General features: G+C 57.5%; 12 protein-coding genes, 1 tRNA gene and 1 pseudogene. All 14 read right to left on the reverse strand.

The genetic code is table 11. The annotated features are described in order from the left end of the window. Positions 1-1,124 (reverse strand): elongation factor Tu (gene tuf / locus KXR72_RS20750; RefSeq protein ID WP_437423001.1); only part of this gene is annotated, 1,124 nt, incomplete at its 3' end. Between the two features lie 30 nt (positions 1,125-1,154). Beyond that, positions 1,155-3,284, reverse strand: coding sequence for an elongation factor G (gene fusA, locus KXR72_RS20755; protein ID WP_437423002.1), 2,130 nt, complete (start codon positions 3,282-3,284; stop codon positions 1,155-1,157). A gap of 30 nt (positions 3,285-3,314) precedes the next feature. Beyond that, positions 3,315-3,785 (reverse strand): 30S ribosomal protein S7, encoded by a 471-nt coding sequence (gene rpsG / locus KXR72_RS20760; protein ID WP_437423003.1) that lies wholly within the window; start codon positions 3,783-3,785, stop codon positions 3,315-3,317. Between the two features lie 98 nt (positions 3,786-3,883). Further along, positions 3,884-4,255: a 30S ribosomal protein S12 gene (rpsL, locus tag KXR72_RS20765; protein WP_437423004.1), complete on the reverse strand. Its 372-nt coding sequence runs from the start codon at positions 4,253-4,255 to the stop codon at positions 3,884-3,886. A gap of 139 nt (positions 4,256-4,394) precedes the next feature. Next, on the reverse strand, positions 4,395-8,594 hold the full coding sequence (gene rpoC, locus KXR72_RS20770; RefSeq protein ID WP_437423005.1) for a DNA-directed RNA polymerase subunit beta': 4,200 nt from the start codon (positions 8,592-8,594) through the stop codon (positions 4,395-4,397). Positions 8,595-8,658: 64 nt separating this feature from the next. Then, positions 8,659-12,729, reverse strand: a complete 4,071-nt coding sequence (rpoB, locus tag KXR72_RS20775; RefSeq protein ID WP_437423006.1) for a DNA-directed RNA polymerase subunit beta — start codon at positions 12,727-12,729, stop codon at positions 8,659-8,661. Between the two features lie 217 nt (positions 12,730-12,946). Next, complete coding sequence (gene rplL, locus KXR72_RS20780; RefSeq protein ID WP_102852776.1) at positions 12,947-13,315, reverse strand: 50S ribosomal protein L7/L12; 369 nt, start codon at positions 13,313-13,315, stop codon at positions 12,947-12,949. 78 nt (positions 13,316-13,393) lie between these two features. Further along, the gene (rplJ, locus tag KXR72_RS20785) at positions 13,394-13,894 is read right to left on the reverse strand and encodes a 50S ribosomal protein L10 (protein WP_437423007.1); all 501 of its coding nucleotides are present in this window, start codon (positions 13,892-13,894) and stop codon (positions 13,394-13,396) included. 212 nt (positions 13,895-14,106) lie between these two features. After that, complete coding sequence (rplA, locus tag KXR72_RS20790) at positions 14,107-14,802, reverse strand: 50S ribosomal protein L1 (protein ID WP_437423008.1); 696 nt, start codon at positions 14,800-14,802, stop codon at positions 14,107-14,109. Further along, the gene (gene rplK, locus KXR72_RS20795) at positions 14,803-15,234 is read right to left on the reverse strand and encodes a 50S ribosomal protein L11 (RefSeq protein ID WP_437423009.1); all 432 of its coding nucleotides are present in this window, start codon (positions 15,232-15,234) and stop codon (positions 14,803-14,805) included. Positions 15,235-15,347: 113 nt separating this feature from the next. Continuing rightward, positions 15,348-15,881 (reverse strand): transcription termination/antitermination protein NusG, encoded by a 534-nt coding sequence (gene nusG / locus KXR72_RS20800; protein WP_019342058.1) that lies wholly within the window; start codon positions 15,879-15,881, stop codon positions 15,348-15,350. A gap of 9 nt (positions 15,882-15,890) precedes the next feature. Beyond that, the gene (gene secE / locus KXR72_RS20805) at positions 15,891-16,259 is read right to left on the reverse strand and encodes a preprotein translocase subunit SecE (RefSeq protein ID WP_437423010.1); all 369 of its coding nucleotides are present in this window, start codon (positions 16,257-16,259) and stop codon (positions 15,891-15,893) included. 40 nt (positions 16,260-16,299) lie between these two features. Further along, a tRNA-Trp gene (locus KXR72_RS20810) sits at positions 16,300-16,375 on the reverse strand. A 52-nt stretch (positions 16,376-16,427) separates the two neighbouring features. Continuing rightward, positions 16,428-16,575: pseudogene (gene tuf / locus KXR72_RS20815) on the reverse strand (elongation factor Tu); the annotation flags it as partial.

The raw sequence follows: 16,575 nt of genomic DNA on the forward strand, positions 1-16,575 counted from the left end.
CCGTCTTCCATAGCGATCGGCTTGATCAGGGTAACGACCATCTTGATGTTGTCACCCGGCATAACCATCTCGACGCCTTCCGGCAGTTCGCACGAACCGGTCACGTCAGTAGTCCGGAAGTAGAACTGAGGACGGTAGCCCTTGAAGAATGGGGTGTGACGACCACCTTCTTCCTTGGACAGAACGTACACTTCTGCTTCGAACTTGGTATGCGGCTTGATGGTGCCCGGCTTGGCCAGAACCTGACCACGCTCGACATCATCACGCTTGGTGCCGCGCAGCAGCACACCACAGTTCTCGCCCGCACGACCTTCGTCGAGCAGCTTGCGGAACATCTCAACACCCGTACAGGTAGTCTTGGTGGTGTCACGCAGACCAACTATCTCGATTTCTTCCTGAACCTTGACGATGCCGCGCTCGACACGACCCGTCACTACCGTACCGCGACCAGAGATCGAGAAGACGTCTTCGATCGGCATCAGGAACGGCTTGTCGATGGCACGAACCGGCTCAGGGATGTAAGTATCCAGAGTCTCGACCAGCTTCTTGACCGCGGTGGTGCCCAGCTCGTTGTCGTCCTCGCCGTTCAGCGCCATCAGCGCAGAACCGATGATGATCGGCGTGTCGTCACCCGGGAAGTCGTAGGTCGACAACAGGTCACGAACTTCCATTTCGACCAGTTCGAGCAGCTCGGCGTCGTCGACCATGTCAGCCTTATTCAGGAACACAACGATGTACGGAACACCTACCTGACGAGACAGCAGGATGTGCTCACGCGTCTGCGGCATGGGGCCGTCAGCAGCCGAGCAAACCAGGATCGCGCCGTCCATCTGCGCAGCACCGGTGATCATGTTCTTGACGTAGTCGGCGTGGCCGGGGCAGTCAACGTGCGCGTAGTGGCGAACGTTCGAGTCATACTCGACGTGAGCGGTGTTGATGGTGATACCGCGAGCCTTCTCTTCCGGTGCGCTATCGATCTTGTCGAAGTCGACACGAGCGGAACCGAAAACCTCGGAGCACACGCGAGTCAGAGCAGCAGTCAGAGTGGTCTTGCCATGGTCAACGTGACCAATGGTGCCGACGTTGACGTGCGGTTTGTTACGTTCAAATTTTTCCTTAGCCACGACAGTAAACCTCTTACTTAAAGGGCGGGATTAGCCTTGTTTTTTGACCAGTGCTTCGACGATGTTCGCCGGAGCTTCTGCGTACTTGGAGAATTCCATGGAGTAGCTGGCGCGACCCTGAGACATGGAACGGACGTCGGTAGCGTAACCAAACATCTCGCCTAGCGGAACTTCGGCACGGATGACCTTGCCGGAAACCGTATCTTCCATACCCTGGATCAAACCGCGACGACGGTTCAGGTCACCCATAACGTCGCCCATGTAGTCCTCAGGAGTGACAACCTCGACTTTCATGATCGGCTCGAGCACCTTGCCGCCACCCTTCTGGGCCAGCTGCTTGGTCGCCATGGATGCCGCCACCTTGAACGCCATCTCGTTAGAGTCAACGTCGTGGTAGGAACCGTCGAAAACGGTCGCCTTCAGACCGATGAGCGGATAACCGGCTACAACACCGTTCTTCATCTGCTCTTCGATACCCTTCTGAATAGCAGGGATATATTCCTTCGGAACCACGCCACCGACGACTTCGTTAGTGAAAACCAGACCTTCGGTGATGTTGCCCTTGTCATCGACATCCGGCGTCGAGAAGCGGATCCAGCAATGACCGAACTGACCACGACCACCGGACTGACGGACAAACTTGCCCTCAATCTCAACGCCGTCCTTGGTGATAGTTTCACGGTAGGAAACTTGCGGCTTGCCGATGTTGGCCTCAACGTTGAATTCGCGCTTCATGCGGTCAACGAGGATGTCCAGGTGCAGCTCACCCATGCCAGAGATGATGGTCTGACCTGTCTCTTCATCGGTTTTGACGCGGAAGGACGGATCTTCCTGGGCCAATTTGCCCAGAGCGATACCCATCTTCTCCTGGTCAGCCTTGGTCTTCGGCTCGACAGCAACCGAAATGACAGGCTCAGGGAAATCCATGCGCTCGAGGATGATCGGCTTGTCTGGATCACAAAGGGTCTCACCCGTAGTGACGTCCTTCATACCGATCAGAGCAGCGATATCACCCGCGCGCACTTCCTTGATCTCTTCACGCTGGTTCGCGTGCATTTGCACCATACGACCAACACGCTCTTTCTTACCCTTCACCGAGTTGATGACCGACTGGCCGGACTCGAGGACGCCCGAGTAAACACGAACGAATGTCAGCGTACCCACGAACGGGTCGGTAGCAATCTTGAACGCCAAGGCCGAAAACGGCTCGTTATCGTCCGCATGACGCTCGTCGTGAATCTCGTTTTCATCGGTGCTGTCTGGATGAACGCCCTGAATAGCAGGGATTTCAGTCGGAGCAGGCAGAAAGTCGATGACCGCATCAAGGACCAGGGGAACACCCTTGTTCTTGAAGGACGAACCACAGACGGCTGGGACGATCTCGCTGGCCAAGGTACGCAGGCGCAAGCCAGCCTTGACATCCTCCTCGGAGAGATCACCCTCTTCGAGGTACTTATTCATCAGCTCTTCGTTAGCCTCAGCAGCAGCCTCAACCATGTTGGAGCGCCACTCGTTCGCCAGATCGACCAGCTCCGCAGGAATTTCCTCCTCGCGGTAGGTAGTACCTTTGTCGTCATCGTTCCAGTAGATCGCCTTCATCTTGATCAGATCGACCTGGCCCTGGAAGTTATCCTCGGCACCGATAGCGATCTGAATCGGCACCGGAGTGTGACCCAGGCGATTCTTGATCTGAGCGACTACGCGCAAGAAGTTGGCGCCGGCGCGGTCCATCTTGTTGACGTAGACGATACGCGGGACGCCATACTTGTTAGCCTGGCGCCAAACGGTCTCGGACTGCGGCTCGACACCGGAGGTGCCGCAGAACACGACAACAGCACCGTCGAGCACACGCAGGGAACGCTCTACTTCAATGGTGAAGTCAACGTGACCGGGGGTATCAATCACGTTCACGCGGTACTTATCGTACTGACGACGAGAACCTTCCCAGAAGGTAGTGATGGCAGCTGACGTGATGGTAATACCACGCTCCTGCTCCTGAACCATCCAGTCAGTGGTCGCGGCGCCATCATGCACCTCGCCCATCTTGTGGCTCAGGCCTGTGTAGAACAGGATCCGCTCGGTAGTGGTAGTCTTGCCCGCATCAACGTGAGCACAGATACCGATGTTACGGTAGCGGTTAATTGCTGTAGTACGAGCCATAAAGCCCTCGCGAGTTAGTGACGCTGAAAATTAGAAGCGGTAGTGCGAGAAGGCCTTGTTGGCTTCAGCCATACGGTGCACATCTTCGCGCTTCTTGACCGCAGCGCCTTTACCTTCAAATGCATCCACTAGCTCGCCTGCAAGACGTAGAGCCATGGACTTCTCACCGCGCTTACGCGCAGCGTCTACCAGCCAGCGCATGGCCAGCGCGTTACGACGGGACGGACGAACTTCGACCGGAACCTGGTAAGTCGCACCGCCAACACGGCGGGACTTCACTTCGACCAGCGGAGCGATGGCGTCGAGTGCTTTTTCGAAGATTTCCAGGGGGTCTCCATTCTTGCGTTCCTTGACCTTCTCCAGAGCACCATAAACGATGCGCTCGGCAACGGCCTTCTTGCCGCTTTCCATCACGTGGTTCATGAACTTGGCCAGGATCAGACTTCCGTACTTCGGATCGTCAAGGATCTCGCGCTTGGCTGCTACACGACGTCTTGGCATTGATAAGCCCTCAAACGGTCTTCAGGTTAGCTCGGAACTATAACGCTGAGGTTACGCCCGACCTTACTCTTATCGACTCAAAAAAATAAAAGATACGATTACTTCGGACGCTTGGTGCCGTACTTGGAGCGGCCCTGCTTGCGATCCTTGACGCCAGAGGTATCCAGCGAGCCGCGCACGGTGTGGTAGCGAACACCTGGAAGGTCCTTCACACGGCCTCCACGAATCAGTACGACGCTGTGCTCTTGCAGGTTATGACCTTCACCACCGATGTACGAGGCGACTTCATAGCCATTGGTCAGACGAACACGGCACACCTTACGAAGTGCAGAGTTCGGTTTCTTTGGCGTGGTGGTGTACACGCGAGTGCACACACCACGGCGCTGCGGGCAGTTCTGCAGCGCAGGGACGTCGCTCTTCTCGACGACGCGCTTACGCGGCTGACGTACCAGCTGGTTGATCGTTGCCATCTACTAGCTCCACTGTTGTCTTTCGACACAAACGAAAAATGGCAGGGCATGAAGCCCCGCCAAATTAGGGGTACAAGAGTCTAAAGACCTTCCTGCACACCGTCAAGGCGCGCCCGGCTCACGCCGGGACATGTGCCTATCAATTGCCGCTGGAATTCAACGCTTCGGTGAGCGCCGCTTCCACTTCGTCCGCACTCACCCGGAGCGGTTTGTCCGCGTCACGCTTGCGCTTGCGCTCGCTGTGATACTGCAGACCGGTACCAGCCGGAATCAAGCGACCCACGACGACGTTTTCCTTCAGGCCACGCAGGTAGTCGCGCTTGCCGGTAACGGCAGCTTCAGTGAGGACACGAGTGGTCTCCTGGAACGAAGCCGCAGAGATGAAGGACTCGGTCGACAAGGACGCCTTGGTGATACCCAGCAGGACGCGGGTGTACTTGGAGCCAAACTTGTCGTCCTCGGACAGACGCTCGTTCTCTTCCAGCACCTGTGTCAGCTCCATCTGGTCGCCCTTGATAAAGCTGGAGTCTCCCGACTCAGCCACTTCGACCTTGCGCAGCATCTGGCGCAGGATGGTCTCAATGTGCTTGTCGTTGATCTTCACACCTTGCAGGCGATAGACGTCTTGGATCTCATTGACGATGTACTTGGCCAGCGCGCTGACACCCAGCAGGCGCAAGATGTCGTGCGGGTTGCTCGGCCCGTCGGAGATCACTTCACCCTTGTTTACCTGTTCGCCTTCGAAGACGTTGAGGTGACGCCATTTCGGGATCAGCTCTTCGTAAGGATCCGTTCCATCGGTAGGCGTGATGACCAGCCGGCGCTTGCCCTTGGTTTCCTTGCCGAAGGAAATCGTCCCGCTGATTTCCGCTAGGATCGACGGCTCTTTCGGACGACGCGCTTCGAACAAATCGGCAACGCGGGGCAGACCACCGGTAATGTCGCGAGTCTTCGACGTTTCCTGAGGAATACGAGCGATAACGTCACCGACGTTGATTTCAGCACCATCGGCCACACCGACCAAAGCGTTAGCCGGCAGGAAGTACTGAGCCGGCACGTCGGTACCTGGCAACAACAGCTCCTTGCCACTGGCATCGACCATCTTGATTGCCGGACGAATATCCTTGCCGGATGCTGGACGATCCTTCGGATCCATTACCTCGATGTTGGTCAGGCCAGTCAGCTCGTCCGTCTGGCGCTTGATGGTGATGTTCTCTTCCATACCCACGAAGGTCACTACACCCTTCATCTCGGTGACGATCGGGTGAGTGTGCGGATCCCACTTCGCTACAACGGACCCGGCATCGACCTTGTCGCCTTCCTTGATGGAAATGACAGCACCGTACGGCAGCTTGTAACGCTCGCGCTCACGACCATAGTCGTCAGCGACCGCCAGTTCACCGGAGCGGGAAACTGCAATAAGGGCGCCATCGGCACGCTCGACATACTTCAGGTTGTGTAGGCGGATGGTGCCGCCGTTCTTAACCATGACATTGTCGACCGCCGAGGTACGGCTCGCCGCACCACCGATGTGGAATGTCCGCATCGTGAGCTGGGTACCCGGCTCACCGATCGACTGAGCGGCAATGACACCAACCGCTTCGCCAATGTTGACCAGATGGCCCCGAGCCAGGTCGCGACCGTAGCACTTGGCGCAGATGCCGTAGCGGGTTTCGCAGCTGATCGGCGAGCGCACAACGACTTCGTCGATACTGTTCAGCTCGATGAAATCGACCCACTGCTCGTCGATCAAGGTACCCGCCGGGACGAGCACATCGTCGCTGCCGGGCTTGAGCACGTCACGCGCAATGACACGACCCAGTACACGCTCGCCCAACGGCTCGACGACGTCACCGCCTTCGATGTGCGGCGTCATGTGCAGGCCCTGTTCGGTACCACAATCGATTTCGGTAACGACCAGATCTTGCGCAACATCAACCAGACGGCGAGTCAGGTAACCAGAGTTAGCCGTCTTCAGTGCGGTATCCGCCAGACCCTTACGAGCACCGTGGGTCGAGATGAAGTACTGGAGTACGTTCAGACCTTCACGGAAGTTCGCGGTAATTGGCGTTTCGATGATCGAGCCATCCGGCTTGGCCATCAGACCACGCATACCAGCAAGCTGACGGATCTGGGCTGCGGAACCCCGTGCGCCAGAGTCAGCCATCATGTACATCGAGTTGAAGGAGTCTTGTTCGGCCTCGTTGCCTTCACGATCGATGACCTTCTCTTTCGAGAGGTTGGCCATCATTGCCTTAGACACTTCATCGTTGGCCTTGGACCAGAGGTCGATCACCTTGTTGTACTTCTCGCCCTGGGTTACCAGGCCGGACGCGTATTGCGACTCGATCTCCTTCACTTCTTCGGTGGCCGCGTCGATGATGCGAGCCTTTTCGTCAGGGATCACGAAATCGTTCACGCCGATCGATACCCCAGAAATGGTGGAGTAAGCGAAACCGGTGTACATCAATTGGTCGGCGAAAATGACGGTGTCCTTCAGACCCACCGTGCGGTAGCACAGGTTGATCAGCTTGGAAATCGCCTTCTTCTTCATCGGCTGGTTGACTACCTCGAACGCCAGCCCTTCGGGCACTACCTGGAACAGAAGCGCGCGGCCGACGGTGGTATCAACGATGCGGGTATTGCGAGTAATGCTGCCATCGCGTGCCTTGATGGTTTCGCTAATACGAACCTTGACGCGGGCATGCAAAGAAGCCTCGCCAGCGCGGAATACGCGGTCGACTTCCTGCAAGTCGGCAAACACGCGGCCCTCGCCCTTGGCATTGATGGCTTCGCGGGTCATGTAGTACAGACCCAAGACCACGTCCTGCGAGGGAACGATGATCGGCTCGCCGTTGGCGGGCGACAGAATGTTATTGGTGGACATCATCAGCGCGCGCGCTTCGAGCTGGGCTTCCAGCGTCAGCGGCACGTGCACGGCCATCTGGTCACCGTCGAAGTCGGCGTTGTACGCGGCGCAGACCAGCGGATGCAGCTGGATCGCCTTACCTTCGATCAGCACGGGCTCGAACGCCTGGATACCCAGACGGTGGAGCGTCGGTGCGCGGTTGAGCAGCACGGGATGTTCGCGGATGACTTCAGCCAGAACGTCCCAGACCTCAGGCAGTTCGCGCTCGACCATCTTCTTGGCAGCCTTGATGGTGGTCGCCATACCGCGCATTTCCAGCTTGCCGAAAATGAACGGTTTGAACAGTTCGAGAGCCATCTTCTTCGGCAGACCGCACTGGTGCAGACGCAGGGTCGGGCCCACGGTAATTACCGAACGACCGGAGTAGTCCACACGCTTGCCGAGCAGGTTCTGACGGAAACGACCCTGCTTGCCCTTGATCATGTCGGCCAGGGACTTGAGAGGACGCTTGTTCGAGCCAGTGATGGCGCGGCCACGACGACCGTTGTCGAGCAGTGCGTCGACGGCCTCCTGCAGCATGCGCTTTTCGTTGCGCACGATGATGTCCGGCGCCGACAGGTCGAGCAGGCGCTTGAGACGGTTGTTACGGTTGATCACGCGGCGATACAGATCGTTGAGATCCGATGTCGCGAAGCGGCCGCCGTCGAGCGGAACCAGCGGACGCAGATCCGGCGGCAGTACCGGCAGAACGGTGAGTACCATCCACTCCGGCAGGTTGCCCGAGCCATGGAAGGCTTCCATCAGCTTCAGACGCTTGGACAGCTTCTTGATCTTGGTTTCCGAGTTGGTCTGCGGAATCTCTTCGCGCAGCCGACCGATCTCGTGCTCCAGATCGATTTCATGCAGCAGCTCGCGCACGGCTTCGGCGCCCATGCGCGCGTCGAAGTCGTCACCGAACTCTTCGAGGGCTTCGAAGTACTGCTCGTCATTGAGCAACTGGCCCTTTTCCAGGGTCGTCATGCCCGGATCGATGACCACGTAGCTCTCGAAATAGAGTACGCGCTCGATGTCACGCAGGGTCATGTCCAACAGCAGGCCGATACGGCTCGGCAGCGACTTCAGGAACCAGATGTGGGCAACCGGCGAAGCCAGTTCGATATGCGCCATGCGCTCGCGACGAACCTTGGCCAGTGCGACTTCGACACCACACTTCTCACAGATCACGCCGCGGTGCTTGAGGCGCTTGTACTTGCCGCACAGGCACTCGTAGTCCTTGACCGGGCCAAAGATCTTGGCGCAGAAGAGGCCGTCACGCTCGGGCTTGAACGTACGGTAATTGATGGTCTCTGGCTTCTTGACCTCGCCAAAGGACCAGGAACGGATCATCTCGGGCGAAGCCAATGCAATCTTGATGGCATCGAACTCTTCGATTTGACCCTGGTTTTTCAACAGATTCAGCAAGTCTTTCAAGGCCTTTCCTCCTCACGGACCTGCGGTGAGCGGCTGATGCCGGTCACCGCATCGCGGTGCGTGGTTATTCGGTTTCCAGATCGATGTCGATACCGAGCGAGCGGATCTCTTTGATCAACACGTTGAAGGATTCCGGCATGCCGGGCTCCATGCGGTGATCGCCGTCCACGATGTTCTTGTACATCTTGGTCCGCCCGTTCACGTCGTCCGACTTGACCGTGAGCATTTCCTGCAGGGTGTAGGCGGCGCCATAGGCTTCCAGCGCCCAGACCTCCATCTCCCCGAAACGCTGGCCACCGAACTGCGCCTTACCGCCCAGCGGCTGCTGGGTAACCAGGCTGTAGGAACCGGTGGAACGCGCGTGCATCTTGTCGTCGACCAGGTGGTTCAGCTTCAGCATGTACATATAGCCGACGGTGGTGGTGCGCTCGAACTTGTTACCAGTACGACCATCGAACAGCTGCATCTGGCCGCTTTCCGGCAGATCGGCCAGCTTCAGCATGGCCTTGATCTCACGCTCCTTGGCACCGTCGAACACCGGCGTCGCCATCGGCACACCGCCACGCAGGTTCTTCGCCAGATCCAGAATCTCCTGGTCGCTGAAGCTTTCCAGATTCTCCTGGCGTCCACCGATCTCGTTGTAGATCTCGGTCAGGAACTTGCGCAGCTCGGCGACCTTGCGCTGCTCTTCGAGCATGCGGTTGATCTTCTCGCCCAAGCCCTTGGCCGCAAGGCCCAGGTGGGTTTCAAGGATCTGACCGACGTTCATACGCGAAGGTACACCCAGCGGGTTCAACACGATGTCGACCGGCGTGCCATTGGCATCATGCGGCATGTCTTCGACCGGCATGATCACCGAGACAACACCCTTGTTACCGTGACGACCGGCCATCTTGTCGCCCGGCTGGATACGCCGCTTGATGGCCAGATAGACCTTGACGATCTTCAGCACGCCCGGCGCCAGATCATCGCCCTGCTGCAGCTTGCGCTTCTTGTCCTCGAACTTGTCGTCGAGCAGCTGACGGCGGTCGGACAGATACGCCTGAGCCTTTTCCAGCTGCTCGTTCAGCGCATCGTCGGTCATGCGCAGCTTGAACCACTGCCCATGCTCGAGGCCGTCGAGCGTCTCGTCGGTAATGACCGCACCCTTCTTCAGGCCTGCACCACCTTCGACCGCGGTACCAACCAGAGCAGAACGCAGACGCTCGAAAGTAGCGCCCTCGACGATACGGAACTCTTCGTTCAGGTCCTTGCGGATCTCGTCTAGCTGCATCTTTTCGATCGACAGCGCGCGCGAGTCGCGCTCGACACCGTCACGGATGAACACCTGCACGTCGATGACCGTCCCCTTGGTACCGGTCGGCACGCGCAGGGAAGTGTCTTTCACGTCAGACGCCTTCTCACCAAAGATGGCGCGCAGCAGCTTTTCTTCCGGGGTCAGCTGGGTTTCACCTTTCGGCGTGACCTTGCCGACCAGGATGTCGCCCGGCCCAACTTCGGCACCAACGTAAACGATGCCCGCTTCGTCCAGTTTGTTCAGCGCAGCCTCACCCACGTTGGGGATATCCGCGGTGATTTCCTCTGGGCCGAGCTTGGTATCGCGAGATACGCAGGTCAGTTCCTGAATGTGAATGGTGGTGAAACGATCTTCCTGGACCACACGCTCGGAAAGGAGAATGGAGTCTTCGAAGTTGTAGCCGTTCCAGGGCATGAACGCGACGCGCATGTTCTGCCCGAGCGCAAGCTCACCCATGTCGGTGGACGGACCGTCCGCCATGATGTCGCCACGCGCGACCACGTCACCCTTGCTCACCAGCGGGCGCTGGTTGATGCAGGTGTTCTGGTTGGAGCGGGTGTACTTGGTCAGGTTGTAGATGTCGACACCGGCCTCACCGGTCTCGACTTCGTCGTCACGCACACGAACGACAATACGGCTGGCATCGACGGAATCGATCACACCGCCACGCCGGGCCACGACGCAGACACCCGAATCTCGGGCAACGTTGCGCTCCATGCCGGTGCCTACCAACGGCTTGTCCGAACGCAAGGTTGGCACGGCCTGGCGCTGCATGTTCGAGCCCATGAGCGCGCGGTTGGCATCGTCGTGTTCGAGGAACGGAATCAGCGATGCAGCAACGGAAACGACCTGCTTCGGCGATACGTCCATCAGCGTCACGTCTTCCGGCGCCTTGACCGTGAATTCGTTCTGATGGCGCACAGCCACGAGCTCGTCGACCAGCTTGCGGCCGTCCAGCTTGGCGCTGGCCTGGGCGATGACATGGTCCGCTTCTTCGATCGCCGACAGAAACACGATCTCGTCAGTGACCTCGCCTTCCTTGACCACGCGGTACGGGCTCTCGAGGAAACCGTACTGGTTGGTGCGAGCATAGGCAGCCAGGGAGTTGATCAGACCGATGTTCGGCCCTTCAGGCGTTTCGATCGGGCAGACGCGACCATAGTGCGTCGGGTGTACGTCGCGGACTTCAAAACCGGCACGCTCACGGGTCAGACCGCCCGGGCCAAGCGCGGAAACGCGGCGCTTGTGGGTGATTTCGGAGAGCGGGTTGTTCTGGTCCATGAACTGAGATAGCTGGCTAGAGCCGAAGAATTCCTTGACCGCAGCCGCTACCGGCTTGGCATTGATCAGATCCTGCGGCATCAGGCCTTCGCTCTCGGCCATCGACAGACGTTCCTTGACCGCACGTTCGACACGCACTAAGCCCACCCGGAACTGATTCTCTGCCATTTCGCCAACGCAGCGCACACGACGGTTACCGAGGTGATCGATGTCGTCGACGATACCTTTGCCGTTGCGAATGTCGACTAGGGTCTTGAGCACCGCGACGATATCTTCGCGACTCAGGACGCCCGGCCCTTCGATTTCGGCGCGACCGATCCGACGGTTGAACTTCATCCGGCCAACGGCCGACAGGTCGTAGCGCTCGGATGCAAAGAACAGGTTATTGAACAGCGTCTCGGCCGCATCCTTGGTTGGCGGTTCGCCAGGACGCATCATCCGATAGATCTCAACCAGCGCTTCGAGCTGATTGGTGGTCGAATCGATCTTCAGCGTGTCAGAAATGAACGGACCGCAGTCGATATCGTTGGTGTAGAGGGTCTCGAAGCGGACAACCTGCGCCTTTAACAACTTGGCCAGCATATCGACAGTCAGTTCGGTATTGCACTCGGCAATGATCTCGCCGGTCGCCGGATGCACGATTGCCTTCGCCGTCGTACGGCCCAAGACATATTCCATCGGCATCTCGAGCGACTTGATGCCCGACTTGTCGAGTTGGTTGATATGGCGCGCAGTGATGCGGCGACCTTGCTCGACGATCACCTTACCGTTCTCGTCCTTGATATCGAAGGACGCGATCTCACCACGCAGCCGCTGTGGAACCAACTCCAGGCTCAGGGTTTCGCCCTTTACATGGAAAACATTGGTGTCATAAAACGCGTCGAGGATTTCCTCGGCGCTGTAGTTTAGGGCGCGCAGCAGCACCGACGCCGGCAGCTTGCGGCGACGGTCGATACGGACGAACACGGCATCCTTCGGGTCGAACTCGAAGTCCAGCCAGGAGCCGCGGTAAGGAATGATGCGAGCGGAATACAGCAGTTTGCCAGAGCTATGAGTTTTGCCACGGTCGTGATCGAAGAACACACCAGGCGAGCGATGGAGCTGGGAGACGATTACGCGCTCGGTGCCGTTGATGATGAAGGTACCGTTTTCGGTCATCAGGGGGATTTCCCCCATGTAGACTTCCTGTTCCTTGATGTCCTTGATCGCCTTGCTCGACGATTCTTTGTCGAAAATGATCAGACGAACCTTTACGCGCAGCGGAACCGCAAAGGTCACGCCGCGCAGGACACATTCCTTGACATCAAAAGCCGGGTCGCCAAGGCGATAGCCGACGTACTCCAGCGCCGCATTGCCGGAATAGCTGATAATCGGAAAAACAGATTTGAAGGCTGCATGCAAGCCAATATCGCGGAACTGATCCTTGGTCGCTCCCGCCTGCAGGAATTCGCGGTACGAATCCAGCTGGATGGCCAAAAGATACGGCACGTCCATCACGTGCGGTAACTTGCTAAAGTCCTTGCGGATTCGTTTTTTCTCAGTGTATGAGTAAGCCATCAGCGTTCCCCAGCTTGGTCACCTGCTTGTTTGGTTGCTCCCGACGAGAGCAACCAGAAAATCTTGCGAATCCCTGGGATTCGCTCCGCCCAACTGAGCGGCTTTCCGCACATCGCTGCACTGAACATAGGCAGCTATAACGGAAAAAGGCCGGTGGCATAAGCCACCAGCCATCAGCCTTACGCGACTCGCTTAGGCTGTAGACGCAAGGTCGTGCTTACTTGAGCTCGACTTTGGCGCCTGCCTCTTCCAGAGCCTTCTTGGCCGCTTCGGCCTCTTCCTTCGAGACGCCTTCCTTCACAACGCCCGGGGCACCGTCAACGACTGCCTTGGCTTCTTTCAGACCCAGGCCGGTCAATTCACGAACCGCCTTGATGACGTTTACTTTCTTGTCGCCGGCTTCAGCCAGGACTACGGTGAACTCGGTCTGCTCTTCAGCAGCAGCAGCAGCCGGGCCAGCAGCAGCTACGGTAGCAGCAGCAGCGGTTACGCCAAACTTTTCTTCCATTGCCTTGATCAGTTCAACAACCTGCATCACGGACATTTCGGAAACGGCGTTGATGATATCTTCGTTGGTCAGAGCCATGACTCTAGTTCCTGTCTATTAGGTGACGGCCTGCGGCCATCTAAGCGAAAAGAAATTCGAAAGATCCAGCGCGGGCCCTCAGGCTGCTGCTGTTTCCTTCTGGTCGCGAATAGCCGCCAGAGTGCGAGCCAGTTTGCTGGTGGCGCCTTGCATCACGCTCATCAGCTGGGAAATGGCTTCGTCGTAGGTCGGCAGGGTTGCCAAAGCGTCGATCTGGTTGGCTGCGATGAACTGACCCTCAAACGCAGCAGCCTTGATTTCGAACTTGTCCTGACCCTTGGCGAACTCTTTGAAAATGCGGGCAGCAGCGCCCGGATGCTCGTTGGAGAACGCAATTAGGGTCGGGCCTTTGAACACGTCGTTGAGCACGTCGTACTGAGTGCCTTCAACAGCGCGGCGCAGCAACGTATTACGTACAACCCGTACGTATACGCCAGCTTCGCGGGCCTCTTTACGGAGTCCGGTCATGGCACCTACAGTCACGCCGCGGGCATCAGCCACGACAGCGGACAGGGCAGCTTTGGCAGCCTCGTTGACTTCAGCGACGATGGCCTTCTTGTCTTCGAGTTTAATTGCCACGGGTGTTTACTCCTGGATGTTACCGGTTCGCCCAGTCGAGACCGGGCGGGTTTTGGTGTCTGATTCGGTACGAATCGGGAGCACCTCTGCGTAGGCTTGACGAAACATTGCTTCGACGGTTTAAGACAATTGCCGCCTACGGTCTTGGATAGCCCCCGCCAGGCAGGGACCCCAATCGTGAGCCGTGGCAGTGTCGCCACGACATATCTGTATTAGGCCTCGAGAGAAGCCTGATCAATGACTAGCCCTGGCCCCATAGTGGTGCTAAGCGTCACGCGCTTGACGTAGATACCCTTCGACGTGGATGGCTTCAGGCGCTTCAGATCTGACAGGAGAGCCTCAACGTTTTGCTTCACATGACCCGCCTCGAAGCCAACCTTACCCACGGAAGTGTGAATGATACCGTTCTTGTCGGTACGGAACCGTACCTGGCCAGCCTTGGCATTCTTGACGGCAGTAGCCACGTCAGCAGTAACGGTACCCACTTTCGGGTTGGGCATCAGACCACGCGGCCCTAGCACCTGGCCCAGTTGACCGACTACACGCATGGCATCAGGAGAAGCGATCACCACGTCGTAATTAAGGTCGCCGCCCTTCATTTCAGCAGCCAACTCATCCATACCTACGCGGTCGGCACCAGCGGCCAAAGCAGCTTCAGCACCCGCACCCTGAGTAAAGACCGCTACGCGAACAGTCTTGCCGGTGCCATTGGGCAGAACAGTGGCTCCACGAACAACCTGGTCGGATTTACGCGGATCAACACCAAGGTTGATGGCGATATCGAACGACTCGGTGAACTTCACAGCTGAGAGCTCGGCCAGCAGCTTGGCGGCGTCTTCAAATGCGTACTGCTTACCCGCTTCGATCTTCGAAGCGATAGCTTTTTGACGCTTAGTCAACTTAGCCATTTACACGCCCTCCACGTTCAGGCCCATGCTCCGAGCGGAGCCGGCAATTGTCCGCACGGCCGCTTCAAGATCAGCAGCGGTGAGATCGGCATTCTTGGTCTTTGCGATCTCCTCCAGCTGTGCGCGCGTAACAGTGCCCACCTTCTGAGTGTTGGGGCGAGCGGAGCCACTGGCGATACCGGCGGCCTTCTTCAGCAACACGGCAGCTGGAGTGCTCTTGGTCTCGAACGTGAAACTGCGGTCACTGTAAACGGTGATGATCACCGGGGTAGGCAAGCCAGGCTCTTGACCTTGCGTGCGCGCATTGAACGCCTTACAGAACTCCATGATGTTCACGCCATGCTGACCCAACGCAGGACCAACGGGCGGAGACGGATTGGCCTGGCCGGCCTTGACCTGAAGCTTGATGTAAGCCTGAATCTTCTTAGCCATAAATACTCCGTTGCGGGTGATAACGCCTATCGGCTCCCCTGTTCACTCGAATATCCCGGTGACGACAAAACCCCGCAGCCAGCAGCTGCGGGGGTATGGGATGCTTTGATCAGCTAGACCTTTTCGACCTGACTGAACTCCAACTCAACCGGGGTGGATCGCCCAAAGATAAGGACAGCCACCTGAATCCGGCTCTTTTCGTAATTGACTTCTTCGACGACGCCATTGAAATCCGCAAAAGGCCCGTCAGCAACACGGACAACCTCGCCCGGCTCAAACAACGTTTTCGGCTTCGGCTTATCACTGCCATCGGCAACGCGACGAAGGATGGCCTCCGCCTCCTTGTCGGTGATAGGCGCAGGCTTGTCGGCGGTACCACCGATAAAGCCCATAACCCTGGGCGTATCCTTGACAAGATGCCAAGCTCCCTCAGCCATATCCATCTGAACAAGGACATAGCCGGGGAAGAACTTGCGCTCACTCTTGCGCTTCTGGCCATTACGCATCTCGACCACTTCCTCGGTCGGAACCAGAATCTCACCGAAATGATCTTCCATACCAGCAAGCTTGATACGCTCAATGAGGGAGCGCATGACATGCTTCTCGTAACCTGAGTAAGCATGCACCACATACCAACGCTTAGCCACGGAACACCTTTAGCCTACGATCAGAGAAACCAACCAGCCGAGCAGGGAGTCAAGCCCCCACAACAGCAGCGCCACAACCAGTACAACCGCAACAACTATCAACGTAGTCTGCGTGGTTTCTTGACGGGTTGGCCAAACGACCTTTCGAATCTCGACGCGCGCCTCTTTCAAAAGAATGAAAAAAGAGCGACCTTTGGACGTCTGCAGAGCAACAAAAGCTGCCACCACAGCAAACACGATTAGCGCAAGGACTCTATACAGAATCGGCTCTGCAGCGTAATACTGGTTACCCACAACAGCCACAACCACCAAAGCAGCCACAACAAACCACTTCAACAGATCGAAGCGCGAGTCTTTGGCTTCTGCTTTGACATTCATCTGCTAGAACCCTGTAAATACTGCCAAATTCGTTTGAAGTTGGCAGGCCAGGAGGGAATCGAACCCCCAACCTGCGGTTTTGGAGACCGCCGCTCTGCCAATTGAGCTACTGGCCTAACAAGAGTCAGGCCGACTATTATGCCGGCCCGAATGGATCAGATCAATCGATTATTCGACGATCTTGGCGACCACACCAGCACCAACGGTACGACCGCCTTCGCGGATAGCGAAGCGCAGGCCGTCTTCCATAGCGATCGGCTTGATCAGGGTAACGACCATCTTGATGTTGTCACCCGGCATAACCATCTCGACGCCT

Source organism: Stutzerimonas chloritidismutans (genome assembly GCF_051486945.1).
Lineage (GTDB): Bacteria > Pseudomonadota > Gammaproteobacteria > Pseudomonadales > Pseudomonadaceae > Stutzerimonas > Stutzerimonas chloritidismutans_B.